Source organism: Nocardioides sp. YJ-D4, assembly GCF_054031495.1.
On the sequence record NZ_CM132932.1, the window covers coordinates 5,933,460 to 5,946,653 of the forward strand.

Here is a 13,194-nt window from a genome sequence, read left to right on the forward strand (position 1 = left end):
GGGGAAATGGCACTCAGGCGAAGATGCTCTTGGCGATGATCTCGCGCTGGATCTCGTTGGTGCCGCCGTAGATCGGCGGAGCAAGTGCGCGACGCACCTGAAACTCCATACTGTACTCGCGGGCGTATCCTGCGCCGCCCATGAGCTGCATGGCCTCGAGCGTGGCCTTCTTGGCGACCTCCGTGGCTCGGAGCTTGGCCATGGAAGACTCCTTTGCCAGACTCGCCTCCTCGCCGTCGTCGATCGCCTGGGCCACGTCATAGACGAATGCGCGAGTGGTCTCGATGTCGGTGGCCAGATCGGCGACTCGATGGCGCAGGGCCTGGAAGTCGCTGATCGGCTGGCCGAAGGCGTCGCGCTGCCGCATGTAGGCGACAGCGTCCTCCAGTGCGCGCCTGGCGTTGCCTATGCTGAAGGCGGCGATGATGAGGCGCTCGACGCCGAGACCGCGCATCAGATGCTGCCAGCCCCTGCCGGGTTCTCCCACGACCGCCGAGACCGGGACCCGGGCGCCAGCGAAGAACACGTCGTTGCACGTGCGTGCCTCCATCGTCCTCACCTCCCGCATCTCGATGCCGGGAGTGTCGGTGGGAACCATGAGCAGCGTCAGGCCGGCGTGCTTCGGCCCGGAGGCGTCTTCGCGGACCAGCACCAGCAGGTGCTCGGCGACGTGTGCCGCCGAGATCCAGGTCTTCTGGCCCTCGACAACATACGCATCGCCGTCCCGCACGCCACGGGTGCGAATTGCGCCCAGGTCGGACCCGGTGCCGGGCTCCGAGAGCGCGATCGCCTCGATCTTGCCGGCGGCGAGATTGGTGACGATCGTCTTCTTCTGCTCCTCGCTGCCCCACTTCAAGTAGGTCTGCGCAGCCGTCAGGCCGGTCGAGTAGCCCAGGATCGGAGCCAGGCCGCGGTTGGTCTCCTCGAGGAAGACACACTCGTCCACGAAGCCCGCTCCGCCACCGCCGTACTGCTCGGGCAGTGATACGCCGAGCCACCCCAGGCCCGCCATCCTCTTGAGGATCTCGGGGCTGTTGGCGATGGTCTCGTCGAGAGTCACCCGCTCCCACTGCTCGCGGGTTCCGAACTCCCGCTCGCAGAAGGACTCGATCGCCTTGGCGAACTCCAGCCGCTCGGCATCCAGTCGCATCGAGCGGGCCTCAGCTCTTGCGGTACTTGCCGAAGTCGGGCTCGCGCTTCTCGTTGAAGGCGGTGATGCCCTCCTTGGCCTCGTCGCTCTCGCCGAACAGCTTGAGAGCGGTGACAGCGAGGTTGCCCTGGGCGACGAAGTGCTCGGTGTCGCTGTTGAACGACTGCTTGAGCACCTTGAGGGCGGTGGGGGAGTAGGAGTTCATCGTCGCCGCCCACTTGCGGACCTCGTCGTGCAGCTCGTTGGCGGGAACGACCTTGTTGACCAGTCCCCAGTCGAGCGCCTCCTCGGGGGAGAGCCGGCGCAGCATGAACCAGATCTCCCGGGCGCGCTTCTCGCCGACGACTCGGGCGAGGTAGCCAGACCCGAGGCCCGCGTCGAAGGAACCGACCCGCGGTCCGTTCTGGCCGAACGACGCGGTGTCGGCCGCGATCGTGAGGTCGGCCAGCACGTGCAGGACGTGCCCTCCGCCGATCGCCAGCCCGTTCACGGCGGCGATGACCGGCTTGGGGATGTCGCGCATCACGCGGTGGAGGGACTCGATCTCGAACAGCCCGGTGATCGACGGGCCGTAGTCGCCGGTCTCGTTGCGCTGCTTCTGGTCTCCGCCCGCACAGAAGGCCTTGTCGCCGGCGCCGGTGAGCGCGACCGTGCCTACGTCGTCGCTCGCCCAGGCCTTCTTGAAGGACAGGACCAGCTCGTCGAGCGTCTGCGCACGGAAGGCGTTGTAGCGCTCGGGCCGGTTGATCGTGATCCAGGCGAGGCCGTCCTCGACCTTGTAGGTCACGTCGGTGAAGCTGTCGGTCGTCACGGTCATCGTGCGGCATCCTTAGGGCTGAGAGTTTTTGGCCTGACCATTCGAACTTTAGACTTGTGGTGACCGTCGCACAAGGGGCGGCGGCTCGAGCCGATGGAGGAATGCGCATGTTGGAGATCACGGGTCGTGAGATCGCGGAGAGGGCCCCGTTGGAGCTGGGAGCCTCGCCTTGGCAGGTCGTCGAGCAGGGGCGCGTCGACCTGTTTGCAGATGCCACCGACGACCACCAGTGGATCCACGTCGACCCTGAGCGCGCCGCCGAGAGCACGTTCGGCGGCACGATCGCTCACGGCTATCTGACGTTGTCGCTGGTGCCCTCGATGCTCAAGAAGTTGCTCACGATCACCGACCACGGCCGGGGCACGAACTACGGGTTGGAGAAGGTGCGTTTCACGGCGCCGGTTCCCGTCGGCGCGCAGGTCCGCCTGGTGGCCGGCATCCCTGAGGCGCGCCTGCGCGAGGACGGCGGCGTGCAGTATCAGGTCTCGCTGCGGGTCGAGATCAACGGCCAGGAGCGACCCGCCATGGTGGGGACCTCGATCTACCTCACCTATCCGGCTGACGCGTCGTGAGCGGGTGGAGATATCGACAGCATTTTGGTCAGTCCATTTCTTGTAGGTGAACGAACCGACTGGAAGGATGCGGCAGGTGACCTCTGATCTGTCCCTCGGAATCGCCGTCAACGACGAGCTGCTGACGTCGGACGGCGCCACGAGACGCGCCTTGCTCGCCCGACTGTCCGACGCCGGCCTGGACCACCTCACCGTCGGCGACCACATCAGCTTCCACGGTGGCACCGGGTTCGACGGCATCGTCGCGGCGTCGACCGCGCTCGCGTCCCACGACTCCCTGAAGGTGATGATCGGCGTCTACCTGGCAGGGTTGCGGCACCCGATGGGGACGGCGCGCGCCCTGTCGACGCTGAGCCAGGTCGCGCCCGGGCGGCTCGTCCTCGGGGTGGGCGTGGCGGGCGAGGACCGTAGCGAGGTCAGCAATATGGGCGTCGATCCGTCGACCCGAGGCAAGCGCATGGACGAAACGCTCGGTCTCCTGCGGCGCCTCGCCACCGGTGAGTCCGTCGACCACGAAGGCGAGTTCTTCCGCCTCGACGAGGCTCGGATCCTGCCCGCGCCCGAACCGCGCGTGCCGATCGTGATCGGCGGAGCGGGTGAGGTCGCGGTTCGGCGTACGGTCGCACACGGCGACGGGTGGCTGGGCATGTGGTGCTCGGCGAGGCGCTATGCGGCGACCCACCAGCAGATCCTGGAGGGTTGTGCCGCTGCCGGACGGTCCGCGCCGACCCTCGCAGGCCTCAACGTGTGGGCCGGCCTCGGCGCCGACGCGGGTTCGGCCCGCGCGCGGCTCGGAGAGCAGATGTCAAGCCTCTACAACCTGCCGGCGGAGAAGTTCCAACACATCAGCGCCGCGGGCACACCGGATGACGTGGCCGAGTTCCTTGCGCCGTACGTCGAGGCGGGCGCGCGCACGCTGACGCTGATCCCTGTCGCCGACTCGATCGACGAAGGGGTCGAGCTCGCCGGAGAGGTGCGCCGACTGCTGCGCGGCACAGTCGGGGCATCGGCATGAGGGCGGCCGTCCAGGTCGAGTACGGCGGGCCCGATGTCCTCCGGCTCGACGAGGTGGCCGACCCTGAGCCGCGTCCGGGCTGGTCCGTGATCCAGCTGAAGGCGGCGGCGCTCAACTGGCACGACGTGCTGGTGCGACGCGGCCAGTACGGCTCTCCTCTTCCGCACGTTCCCGGAGCGGACGGCGCTGGGATCGATCGTGCGACCGGAGACGAAGTGGTCGTGCTGCCGTCGCTCTGGTGGGGCGAGGACGAGTCTGCGCCTGGTGCGCGATGGGAGATCCTCGGCGACCGCCGGCACGGGACGTATGCCGAGCTCGTCGCGGTGCCGACGGAGTGCGTGTGGCGCAAGCCGCGCAGGTTCTCCTGGGCCGAGGCCGCTGCCCTGCCGCTCGTCGGCGTGACTACCTTCCGGGCGTTGTTCACCCGCGGCCGCCTCCGGGCAGGGGAGTCGGTCCTAGTCCTCGGCGCGGGCGGTGGAGTCGCCACGATGGCGGTCTCGCTCGCAGCGGCGGCCGGTGCGCGCGTCTTCGTGACCAGCTCGTCAGAGGAGAAGATCGAACGCTCACGTGCGCTCGGCGCCGAGGGTGGCGTCCTTTATACCGACCCGGAATGGCCGGCCGCCGCTCGCGCTGCGGCAGGCGGTGGCTTCGATCTGGTCATCGACTCGGTCGGCACCTGGACGCAGTCGCTGGAGGCTGCCCGGGCCGGTGGGCGGGTCGTCGTCCTGGGTGCGTCACGGGCGGAGCGAGCAGCGATCGACGTACGGCCCTTCTACTTCGCGCAGGTCGACTTGCTGGGCACCACCATGGGAAGCCCGCACGACTTCGCCGGGCTGCTGGAGCGCATCGACGAGCACGACATCCCCGCTCCGATCATCGACAAGACGTTCGGGCTGGCGGAGGTGTCCGACGCCCATCGACATCTCGAAGCCGGACATGGGTTCGGCAAGATCGTGCTGGAGATCGGATGACTGGAGAGGAAGACATGACCCTGGTTCGCTTCGAGGTCGACGAGCATGGTGTCGCCTATCTGACGATGGACTCGCCCGAGACCCGCAACGCGCTCAGCGACGAGCTCCTCGACGAGCTGATCGTGGGTCTGGAGCGTGCGCGTGACGACGACTCGATCCTGACGGTCGTGCTCGGCTCGTCGCACGAGCGGATCTTCTCCGCCGGAGGCAACCTCAAGGCGTTCGCCGACGAGGCCCCGATCATCGAGAAGTACGCCGGCCTGGACCGTTTCCCGCGGATCTACACGATCATCGGCGAGCTCGGGAAGCCCGTGATCTGTGCTGCCGGCGGGGATGTCCTGGCGGGTGCCTTCGGGATCGCGCTGGCGTGCGACCTGGTCATCGCGAAGGAGGGCATCCGCATCGGGTGCCCCGAGATCAACGTCGGGCTGTTCCCGTTCATGATCTCCGCCCTCATCTTCCGCAACGTCCCGCGGCTCAGGGCCAACCAGCTCATGCTGATGGGAGACCTCATCCCCGCCGAGGAGGCTTGCCGACTCGACATCGTCAACGCCGTCGTACCGGCTGAGGAGTTTGACGAGACCGTCCGTACCTGGGCGCACCGGCTGGCGGCGAAGTCTCCGCTCCTCATGAAGCTCGGCAAGGATGCCCTCGCCGCCACCCGCGACATGAGTCTCCCCGAAGCCCTCACGGCCCTGCAGTCCCAGCTCGCGCTCGCCTTCACCACCGAGGACATCAAGGAGGGAGTGGCGGCGTTCCGGGAGAAGCGCGAACCGGTGTGGAAGCGCCGGTGAACTCTGCGTCGGGCAAAGGAGCCCAGCCACGCCGCTGGAGGTGAGCACATCGGTCAGGTAGTGGCTTCGTTGACACCGTTCCGGATGTCCCTATCGTCGAGCCAACGGCCGACCATCCTGCGCCGGACACTGGAACGAGGGAGTTCTGACCATGACCGATCCGACCGTGCTCGCAGTCCCGAGCACCGGCGTGAACCTGACCGCCTATCGCTGGGACCCGGATACGCAGCCCCGTGCGATCGTCCAGATCGTCCACGGCATGGGCGAGCACGCACGGCGCTATGCGCCCCTGGCGACCGCGCTGGCCGGCCGGGGCTACGTCGTCTACGCCTACGACCACCGCGGCCATGGCGCCAGTCTGGCCGCGGGTGCCGAACCCGGTGAGCTGGGTGCCGGCGGGTGGTCCGAGCTCGTCCGCGATATCGGGCGGGTCGCAGATGTCGCTCGGGCGGAGCACCCCGGCCTGAATCTGGCCCTCGTCGCGCACAGCATGGGCTCGTTCGCCACCGAGCAGTTCCTGCTCAACGACGGCTCGCGTGTGGCCGCGGTGGCGCTGACCGGCACCGCCGCGATCGACCTGCTCGAGCCGGCCCTCGATCTCGACGCACCGCTCGACCTGGCCATGTTCAACGCGGCGTTCCAGCCGGCGCGCACCGACTACGACTGGCTCAGCCGGGACGAGGCCGAGGTCGACAAGTATGTCGCCGACCCGCTGTGCGGCTTCGGTGTCGACATCGTCGGAGCCAAGGACATGTTCGTGGGGTCACGACAGTTGGCCGACCCCGCGCGATTGGCGCAGATGAGGTCGGATCTTCCCGTCTACATCGCGGTAGGAGACATGGATCCGGTCAACGGCCAGCTGGCGCTCGTCAACGCCCTGGCAGATCGCTACCGGGAGGCTGAACTCGCGGATGTGACGCTGCGGGTCTATCCGGGAGCCCGGCACGAGGTGCTCAACGAGACAAATCGCGACGAGATCGTCGCCGACCTCGCGGCCTGGCTGGACCGAGCGCTGGACTGAGCGGCGGACCGAGCGGGCGCGTGGCGGGATCTGCGGATCCCGCCACGCGCGGTGCGTCGGACCTACGACGCGTTGGGCTCGTCCAGATAGATCGTCTTGATCGTCTGGAACGCGACCAGGCCCTCCGGGCCCAGCTCACGGCCCATGCCGCTGGCCTTGATCCCGCCGAACGGCGAGAACGGGTCGTTGACGTAGCCGTTGACGCCGACGGTGCCGCTACGGACCTTGCGGGCGAAGTCGGCGCCGCGTTCGGGATCGCTCGTCCACACCGATCCACCGAGCCCGTAGTCGCTGTCGTTCGCGATCGCCGCGGCCTCGTCCTCGTCCGCGTAGGGGATCACCGCGAGCACCGGGCCGAAGATCTCCTCTTGCGCGATCGTCGCCTTCCTGTCGACGTCGGCGAAGACGGTCGGCTCCACGAACCAGCCGTTGTCGCGATCGGCGGGTCGTCCGCCGCCGGCGACGAGCCGGGCGCCCTCGCCCTTGCCCTTCTCGATGTAGGACTCCACCCGGTCACGCTGGCGCCGGGAGACAAGCGGCCCGATCTGGGTCGTCTCCTCCAGAGGGTCACCGATCTTCAGCGAGCCGGCCAACGAGGCGATGGCGTCGACGACCTGGTCGTACCTCGAACGGGGTGCCAGCACGCGGGTGCCGAGCCAGCAGATCTGTCCGTTGTTGAGCAGGGTCGAGGCGAAGAAGGACTCGGCCTGGGCGGCCAGGTCGGCGTCGTCGAGGATCACCGCGGCCGACTTGCCGCCGAGCTCGAGCGTGACCGGCCGGAGCAGCCGACCGCAGGTCTGCGCGATCGCGCGTCCGGCGGCCGAGGATCCGGTGAAGGAGACCTTGTCCACCCCGGGGTGCTCGACCAGATAGGCCCCGACCTCGCGCCCGGCGGGCACCACGTTGAGCACCCCTGCGGGAAGGCCGGCCTCGGCAGCTGCCTCGGCCATGAGGAAGGCGTCCAGCACGGTCTCGGGGGCGGGCTTGAGCACCACGGTGCAGCCGGCCGCCAGTGCGGGCGCGAGCTTGAGGAACGTGATCGCCTGAGGCACGTTCCACGGGACGATCGCCGCCACGACGCCGATCGGCTCGCGCAGCACCAGGGACTGCTTCCCGAGCATGCCCTGGCGACGCTCCTCCTGGCCGGCTTCGACGAGCCCGGCGTAGTAGCGCAGGAGCACCGCGGGAAAGCCGGCCTCGAAGTTGTGGGCGAGCCAGATGGGCATGCCGTTCTGGATCGTGACCCGACGCGCGGTCTCTGCGCCCCTGGCCTCGAGAGCGACCGCGAACCGTTCCAGGACCTCACCGCGGCGAGCGGGGGTCCAGGTCGCCCAGCCGGCCGGGTCGTCGAAGGCGCGACGGGCAGCGTCGACGGCGGCGTCGACATCGGCAGCGGTCGCCTCGGGCACGGAGCCGATCAGCTCCTCCGTGACGGGTGAGTGCACGTCGATGCGCTGTGCGGTCGCGGGCGCGGTCCAGTCGCCGCCGACGTACAGCTTCTCGTAGTCGATGGTGGTCATCTCTCTCCTCGGGTGTGGGGCGACGTCATTCGTGGACGAGGACGACCTTGACGGCCTCCCCGCTCGCCTGGGCGGCGACGGCGTCGTTGATCTTGGTGAACGGGCGGGTCGTGATGAGCTTGTCGAAGGGGAACCGCCCGGCCAGGTGCAGCGCGATGAGCTGCGGGATGAAAACGTCGGGGTCGCTGTCGCCCTCGACGATGCCCGTGAACGTCAGCCCGCGAGCCTGCATCTCGATGAGGCCCGCCGACAGCGCACTCGTCGGATCCGCGGGGACGCCGACCATGCCGAGGGTTCCTCGCTGGGCGAGCGACGCGATGATCCCGTCGAGCACCCCCAGGTTGGCCGTCGTGTCGAGCGCGTTGTCGACGCCCTCCGGGACGATCGCGCGAACCTGCTCCTCGAGCGGGCCCACCGCGGGGTCCAGGGCGTGGGTGGCGCCGAGCTCGAGAGCGAGCTCGCGTCGGGAGGCCATCGGCTCGGCGACGATGATCGTGCCGACCTCCCGTACGACGGCGCCGAGCACTGCGGACAGGCCGACGGAGCCCCCACCGGTGATCAGGATCGAGGACCCGGCAGGCGCCGCGAGGGAGTTCATCACGGCCCCCGCACCGGTCTGGACGCCGCACCCGAGCGGCCCCGCCAAACGGAGGTCGACACCGTCGGCGACCACGACGACGTTGCGCTCCCGAGCGATCGCATGGGTCGCGAAGGTCGACTGCCCGAAGAAGTAGCCGCCCACGGGCTGGTCGCCACGACGGAGCGTGGTGGTGCCGTCCGGGCGGGCGCCGCTGAAGTTGCGCGGCATGAACTCCGCACAGTAGGACGGCGACCCGGTACGGCACTGGGTGCACGCGCCGCAGCTGTTGAAGCTGGCGGCGACGCGGTCACCGACCTTCACCTTGGTCACGTCGGAGCCGATCGCGACAACGGTGCCGCTGCCCTCGTGCCCGACGACGCCGGGGAAGGGGAAGGGCAGGTGGCCGTGCTGGACCGCCAGGTCGGTGTGGCACAGGCCGACGCCGGCGATCTCCACGACGACCTCGTCGGGCGCGGGGTCGGAGAGGGTCAGAGGAGCCAGGGTGAAGTCCTCGCCGAGACCCTCGAGGACTGCTGCAGTGATTTCCATCGGATTCTTCTTTCTGAGTGGGACGGCTCAGCCGTTGTCGGTCGCCACGAGGACGCGTACGCCGCTGCACTGGTCGGTGACGATCAGCTGACATGCGAGCCGCGAGCGATCGGTGGCTCCTTCGAGGAACTCGACGAGGTCTCGTTCCTCGGGCAGTGGCTCGTCGAACCGGTCGGCGAACTCGGGCTCCAGGTGCACGTGGCACGTGGCGCACGAGCAGCTGCCGCCGCACTCGGCGACGATGCCGGGCAGGTTGTTACGGACCGAGCCGTCCATGACGGACTGCCCAGCGGGCACGTCGACGGTGCGCTCGGAGCCGTCGGACAGCAGGTAGGTGATGGTGGGCATCGTTTCCTCCTCGGTGCTGATGGTGTTGGTGGGTCAGGCGGGGATGAGCTCGCGGAGCGGCACGTCCGAGTCGCCGAGGCGGACCGGGTCGATCGGCTGCCGGCGCGCCAACAGCCGCCTGGCGGCCATGAAGTCCGCATTGGCGTTGGCCGCCTCGACCGCGACGAGCCGGCCGTCTCGGTGGTGGAACAGGGCGAAGCTGCCGCCGTCAGGGTCACCGCGTGTCACCGTCTCGTAGGGGGCTTCGAGGACGCCGGCGATCTTGAGCTTGAGGTCGAACTGGTCAGACCAGAACCACGGCATCTCGCTCTCGGGGGCCGGTGTCCCGAGCACCGTGGAGACCGCCTGGCGGGCCTGCTCGGTGGCGCTGGGGATGCTCTCGAACCGGCGGGGTGCCTCCAGCAGCGGATGAGGCCGTACGCTGACGTCGCCGATGGCCAGGATGGCCGGGTTGCTGGTTCGACCGCTCTCGTCGACGAGGACGCCACCGCTCGGTGCCCGGAGGAGCCCTGCGTGCTCGGCCAGCTCGTCGCGGGGCACGGCGCCGACGCCGACGACGGCGACGGTGGCCGCCAGGTGAGACCCGTCGCCGAGGTAGAGGCCGGTGAGACGGTTGTTCTCGCCGTCGAAGGCAGCCACCTGGGCCCCGGTCAGCACCGTGGTTCCACGGCGCTCGTGGTGGCCGGCCAGGATCGCGGAGAGCTCTGGACTTGCCACGCGGGCCAGTAGCCGGTCCTCCTTCTCGATGATTGTCACCGCCATTCCTGCCCCGCGGGCCACAGCGGCGACCTCGAGGCCGACGTAGCCGCCACCGACGATGGCCAGGTCGGCGCCGGGGGTGATTGCGGTCCGCAACTGGCGGGCGTCGTCGAGCGTGCGCAGGCTGAGCACACCGTCGAGGGCTGCGCCCGGCACCGGCAGGGTGCGTGGGGCCGCTCCCGTCGCCAGCACCAGCCAGTCGTACGCAGTCACGGTCCCGTCGGCCGAGCGGACGACGCGCAGCGTGGGATCGACATCGACGATGCTTGTCCCGGTCACCAGCCGAACGTCCTGCTCGGCGTAGAAGTCCGGGTCGCGAAGCCACTGTGCACCGGCGTCACCGAGGAACTGTTTCGACAGCGGTGGTCGCTGGTACGGCGGATGCGGCTCTGCTCCGAAGAGCACGACTTCACCGCCGTACCCGGCCTGGCGCAGCATCCCGGCGAAGGTGCCGCCCGCATGGCCGGCTCCGACGATCACGATGCGGCCGACAGGCATGTTGGTCACCTCAGCACCAACTGCATCGGCAGGTGCCGCAGTCCACCGACGAAGTTGGTCTGGACGACCTTGCGTGGGCCGGTGACCGACAGGCTCTCGATGCGGGGGAGCAGCTCCTCGAGCATGATGCGCAGCTCCTGCTTGGCCAGGTGCTGCCCGATGCACATGTGCGGGCCGTAGCCGAAGGCGATCTGCCGGTTCGGGCGACGCCGCAGGTCGAACTCGTCCGGGGCGTCGAAGATGTCGACGTCGCGGTTGGCCGACTGGTAGAGCAGCATCATCCGGTCGCCCTGACGGATCTGCTGATCGTGCAGCACGTAGTCCTGCTGGGCGCGTCGGGTGAACTGCTTGACAGGGGAGACCCACCGGAGCCCTTCGTTGACGAGATCCGGGATCAGCTCCGGTTGCCGCTGCACCAGCTCGAGCTGGTCCGGTCGCTGCGCGAGGACCTCGAGGATGCCTGCCAAGGTGCTCGACGTGGTGTCGTGGCCGGCGGTCGCGATGGCGATGAACCAACCGTAGGCGACCTCCTTCGGGAAGTATTCGCCCGTCTCCGGGTTGCGCGCGGAGGCGACGATCGTGGCGAGGTCGTCGCGGGGTTCGGTGCGACGCGCCTCGACGAGGGCGTCAAAGTAGGCGTAGAAGTCCTGGATGGCGGCCGACCACTGCTTGGCTGCGGCTTCAGGCGTCAACGGCTCGACGTCGGCCCGCTGGGCGTCGGGGTCGGCGGTGCCGAAGAACTCCTGGGTGAGCGCCATCATGCGCGGCTCGTCCGAGGCGGGCACGCCGAAGAGCGTCATGATGACGTGGAGCGGGTAATGGACGGAGAAGTCCGAGACGACGTCGAGGTCGTTGGCGCCGGGCTTCAGGAGCCGGTCGATCGCTTCGACCGCGAGGCCGCGGATACGGTCCTCCCACTTCTTCAACGAGGCCGGCCGGAACCATTCGGCGGCGATGTCCTTCACCATCGTGTGCTCGGGCGGGTCGAGGTACGTCAGCGTCTCCAGGATCCGGAGGCTGCCACCGGTCAGAGACTTGGTGAACTCATCGCCGGCCTGGTTCTGCAGGATCGGGTTGTGTGACCCGGGCTCGTCCGCGCCGCCGCTGGTGAAGACCTCGGGCTGCCGCTCGATCTCCATGATGTCGGCGTGCTTGGTGACCAGCCAGACGGGGTCGTAACCCTCGACCGCGACCTGGGCGAGCGGCGCGTTCTCGCGCAGCCACCGGTAGGCCTCGAATAGGGGCTCGTCCTCGCGATGGCCCTCGGGCAGGACGACCCGTCGGGCGATGTCGTCCGGAACGGTGGAAGCTGCTGCAGGTGCGGTGGTGGTCATTGACTCTCCTCGGCGATGGCGATTGTGATGTCGATCACGTGAGAGTCATTCTTCGAGCCGTGGACCGTCTGCGGATCTCCCGTGAGGGGGAGGTTTCTCACCCCTCGCGACGGGCCGGTCCGCCGAGTCCGGCTAGATCTGCCGCTCCTGCCGGTAGAGCGCTCCGGCCTGGATGCGGTTCTCCACGCCGAGCTTGTGCAGCACGTTCTTCACATGGGTCTTGGCTGTGCCCTCGGAGATGTAGAGACGGTCGGCGATGTCGGCGTTCGACAGACCGCTCGCGACCAGCTCGAGCACCTCCTCCTCCCGCCGGGTCAGGTCCCGGAACCGGGTGCGGCTCCGGGTCGGGCCGCGGGTGGGTGGAGCCGCCACCGCGTGGTCGCCGTCCAGCTCGGACATCAGCCCGCGCAGAGCATCGGCCTGCTGGCTGAGCCGCGAGCGGACCTGCGCCATCTCCTCGAGCATCGTGACCCGTTCCAGGGCGAGCCCGACCCCTTCGCAGAACATCGCGACCACGTCGCGGTCGTAGTCGTCGACGGTGCCGGTCTCGGAGTTCTGGTCGGCGTTGAGGAAGCCGACCACGCCGGAGGAGGTGACGACCGGCGCCGCGACGTACGCATGTGAATGCATGATCGCCTGGATGCCGGGGTGGACGCGTGGATGGTCGAGGGCGTTGCGCACCAGCATCGGGCGCCGGGCCCGGAGCATCTCGCCCTCGAGCAGCGGTCCGACCGGCTGAAACTGGTCCGTTCCGGCCGCCATCACCGCGCGAGCCTCGTCGGGCCCGGTCTCGGTGTGGAACGACACCGGCACCCAGCACCGGTTCTCGAGCCAGGAGAAGAGCACCCGGTTGAAGCCGAGCTTCGCACCCTCGTGCGGTACGCGGGTGGCCAGCTCCGCCACCGTCGACGCGCTGCGCAGCTGGTGGAGCACCTGACCCACCGTGGTGACCGCCGCGCGTCGACGCTCGAGCTCGTGGCTGTGCGCGGCCAGTCGTGCCTGCTGGATCTCGTTCACGAGGAGGGTTGCCCGGCCCAGGTCGTGCGGATGCTCGAGCAGCCAGCTCCGCAGATCTGACTCTGCCGCGGCGAGCGCCTCCTGAAGGCTCTCGGCGTCGGCCCAGTCGCCCGGGCGCAGACCGCAGGCGAGACCGAAGGCGTCGGCAGCCGCCGCGAGCACGCGAGCAGCGTTCTCGACCTGTTCGGCGAACGTCGCCGAGCGCTGGCTCATGGCTCTCTCCGATCACCTCGATGTGTCACGCATCAC

The 13,194-nt window shown here is 68.9% G+C and carries 13 protein-coding genes; 5 read left to right on the forward strand and 8 right to left on the reverse strand.

All coding sequences use genetic code 11. The features are described 5' to 3' along the window. Nucleotides 1-13 precede the first annotated feature (13 nt). Both ACW14X_RS28355 and ACW14X_RS28360 read right to left on the reverse strand, forming a co-directional pair. Nucleotides 14-1,150, reverse strand: a complete 1,137-nt coding sequence (locus tag ACW14X_RS28355; RefSeq protein ID WP_457164108.1) for an acyl-CoA dehydrogenase family protein — start codon at nucleotides 1,148-1,150, stop codon at nucleotides 14-16. Nucleotides 1,151-1,160: 10 nt separating this feature from the next. After that, nucleotides 1,161-1,967: an enoyl-CoA hydratase-related protein gene (locus ACW14X_RS28360; protein ID WP_457164109.1), complete on the reverse strand. Its 807-nt coding sequence runs from the start codon at nucleotides 1,965-1,967 to the stop codon at nucleotides 1,161-1,163. Between the two features lie 107 nt (nucleotides 1,968-2,074). Here ACW14X_RS28360 and ACW14X_RS28365 point away from each other — a divergent pair, with 107 nt between their 5' ends. The 5 genes from ACW14X_RS28365 (at nucleotide 2,075) to ACW14X_RS28385 (ending at nucleotide 6,340) form a co-directional block, all read left to right on the forward strand. Further along, nucleotides 2,075-2,539: a MaoC family dehydratase gene (locus ACW14X_RS28365; protein ID WP_457164110.1), complete on the forward strand. Its 465-nt coding sequence runs from the start codon at nucleotides 2,075-2,077 to the stop codon at nucleotides 2,537-2,539. Between the two features lie 76 nt (nucleotides 2,540-2,615). Continuing rightward, a complete protein-coding gene (locus tag ACW14X_RS28370; protein WP_457164111.1) occupies nucleotides 2,616-3,554 on the forward strand; it encodes an LLM class flavin-dependent oxidoreductase in 939 nt (312 codons plus the stop codon). Then, nucleotides 3,551-4,525 (forward strand): quinone oxidoreductase family protein, encoded by a 975-nt coding sequence (locus ACW14X_RS28375; RefSeq protein ID WP_457164112.1) that lies wholly within the window; start codon nucleotides 3,551-3,553, stop codon nucleotides 4,523-4,525. Before ACW14X_RS28370 ends, ACW14X_RS28375 begins: the two co-directional genes overlap by 4 nt. A gap of 14 nt (nucleotides 4,526-4,539) precedes the next feature. Continuing rightward, nucleotides 4,540-5,319, forward strand: coding sequence for an enoyl-CoA hydratase/isomerase family protein (locus tag ACW14X_RS28380; protein ID WP_457164113.1), 780 nt, complete (start codon nucleotides 4,540-4,542; stop codon nucleotides 5,317-5,319). Between the two features lie 151 nt (nucleotides 5,320-5,470). After that, complete coding sequence (locus tag ACW14X_RS28385) at nucleotides 5,471-6,340, forward strand: alpha/beta fold hydrolase (protein WP_457164114.1); 870 nt, start codon at nucleotides 5,471-5,473, stop codon at nucleotides 6,338-6,340. A gap of 62 nt (nucleotides 6,341-6,402) precedes the next feature. Here ACW14X_RS28385 and ACW14X_RS28390 read toward each other — a convergent pair whose 3' ends face one another. The 6 genes from ACW14X_RS28390 to ACW14X_RS28415 all read right to left on the reverse strand — a co-directional run bounded on the left by ACW14X_RS28390 (nucleotide 6,403) and on the right by ACW14X_RS28415 (nucleotide 13,158). Next, nucleotides 6,403-7,860 carry an aldehyde dehydrogenase gene (locus ACW14X_RS28390; protein ID WP_457164115.1) on the reverse strand — a complete coding sequence of 486 codons (1,458 nt, stop codon included), beginning with the start codon at nucleotides 7,858-7,860 and terminating at the stop codon, nucleotides 6,403-6,405. Between the two features lie 25 nt (nucleotides 7,861-7,885). After that, complete coding sequence (locus ACW14X_RS28395) at nucleotides 7,886-8,989, reverse strand: NAD(P)-dependent alcohol dehydrogenase (RefSeq protein ID WP_457164116.1); 1,104 nt, start codon at nucleotides 8,987-8,989, stop codon at nucleotides 7,886-7,888. Nucleotides 8,990-9,016: 27 nt separating this feature from the next. After that, complete coding sequence (locus tag ACW14X_RS28400) at nucleotides 9,017-9,337, reverse strand: 2Fe-2S iron-sulfur cluster-binding protein (RefSeq protein ID WP_457164117.1); 321 nt, start codon at nucleotides 9,335-9,337, stop codon at nucleotides 9,017-9,019. A 33-nt stretch (nucleotides 9,338-9,370) separates the two neighbouring features. Beyond that, entirely contained in the window at nucleotides 9,371-10,594 is a 1,224-nt protein-coding gene (locus tag ACW14X_RS28405) for an NAD(P)/FAD-dependent oxidoreductase (protein ID WP_457164118.1), read from the reverse strand. Nucleotides 10,595-10,599: 5 nt separating this feature from the next. Then, nucleotides 10,600-11,928 carry a cytochrome P450 gene (locus tag ACW14X_RS28410; RefSeq protein WP_457164119.1) on the reverse strand — a complete coding sequence of 443 codons (1,329 nt, stop codon included), beginning with the start codon at nucleotides 11,926-11,928 and terminating at the stop codon, nucleotides 10,600-10,602. 132 nt (nucleotides 11,929-12,060) lie between these two features. Beyond that, nucleotides 12,061-13,158 (reverse strand): LuxR C-terminal-related transcriptional regulator, encoded by a 1,098-nt coding sequence (locus tag ACW14X_RS28415; RefSeq protein ID WP_457164120.1) that lies wholly within the window; start codon nucleotides 13,156-13,158, stop codon nucleotides 12,061-12,063. Between the last annotated feature and the right edge of the window lie 36 nt (nucleotides 13,159-13,194).

Bases quoted from the DNA above. Each gene is read 5' to 3' on its own strand.
- ACW14X_RS28355 (WP_457164108.1), bottom strand. From the start codon at position 1,150: ATGCGACTGGATGCCGAGCGGCTGGAGTTCGCCAAGGCGATCGAGTCC.
- ACW14X_RS28360 (WP_457164109.1), bottom strand. From the start codon at position 1,967: ATGACCGTGACGACCGACAGCTTCACCGACGTGACCTACAAGGTCGAG.
- ACW14X_RS28365 (WP_457164110.1), top strand. From the start codon at position 2,075: ATGTTGGAGATCACGGGTCGTGAGATCGCGGAGAGGGCCCCGTTGGAG.
- ACW14X_RS28375 (WP_457164112.1), top strand. From the start codon at position 3,551: ATGAGGGCGGCCGTCCAGGTCGAGTACGGCGGGCCCGATGTCCTCCGG.
- ACW14X_RS28380 (WP_457164113.1), top strand. From the start codon at position 4,540: ATGACCCTGGTTCGCTTCGAGGTCGACGAGCATGGTGTCGCCTATCTG.
- ACW14X_RS28385 (WP_457164114.1), top strand. From the start codon at position 5,471: ATGACCGATCCGACCGTGCTCGCAGTCCCGAGCACCGGCGTGAACCTG.
- ACW14X_RS28390 (WP_457164115.1), bottom strand. From the start codon at position 7,860: ATGACCACCATCGACTACGAGAAGCTGTACGTCGGCGGCGACTGGACC.
- ACW14X_RS28395 (WP_457164116.1), bottom strand. From the start codon at position 8,989: ATGGAAATCACTGCAGCAGTCCTCGAGGGTCTCGGCGAGGACTTCACC.
- ACW14X_RS28400 (WP_457164117.1), bottom strand. From the start codon at position 9,337: ATGCCCACCATCACCTACCTGCTGTCCGACGGCTCCGAGCGCACCGTC.
- ACW14X_RS28405 (WP_457164118.1), bottom strand. From the start codon at position 10,594: ATGCCTGTCGGCCGCATCGTGATCGTCGGAGCCGGCCATGCGGGCGGC.
- ACW14X_RS28410 (WP_457164119.1), bottom strand. From the start codon at position 11,928: ATGACCACCACCGCACCTGCAGCAGCTTCCACCGTTCCGGACGACATC.
- ACW14X_RS28415 (WP_457164120.1), bottom strand. From the start codon at position 13,158: ATGAGCCAGCGCTCGGCGACGTTCGCCGAACAGGTCGAGAACGCTGCT.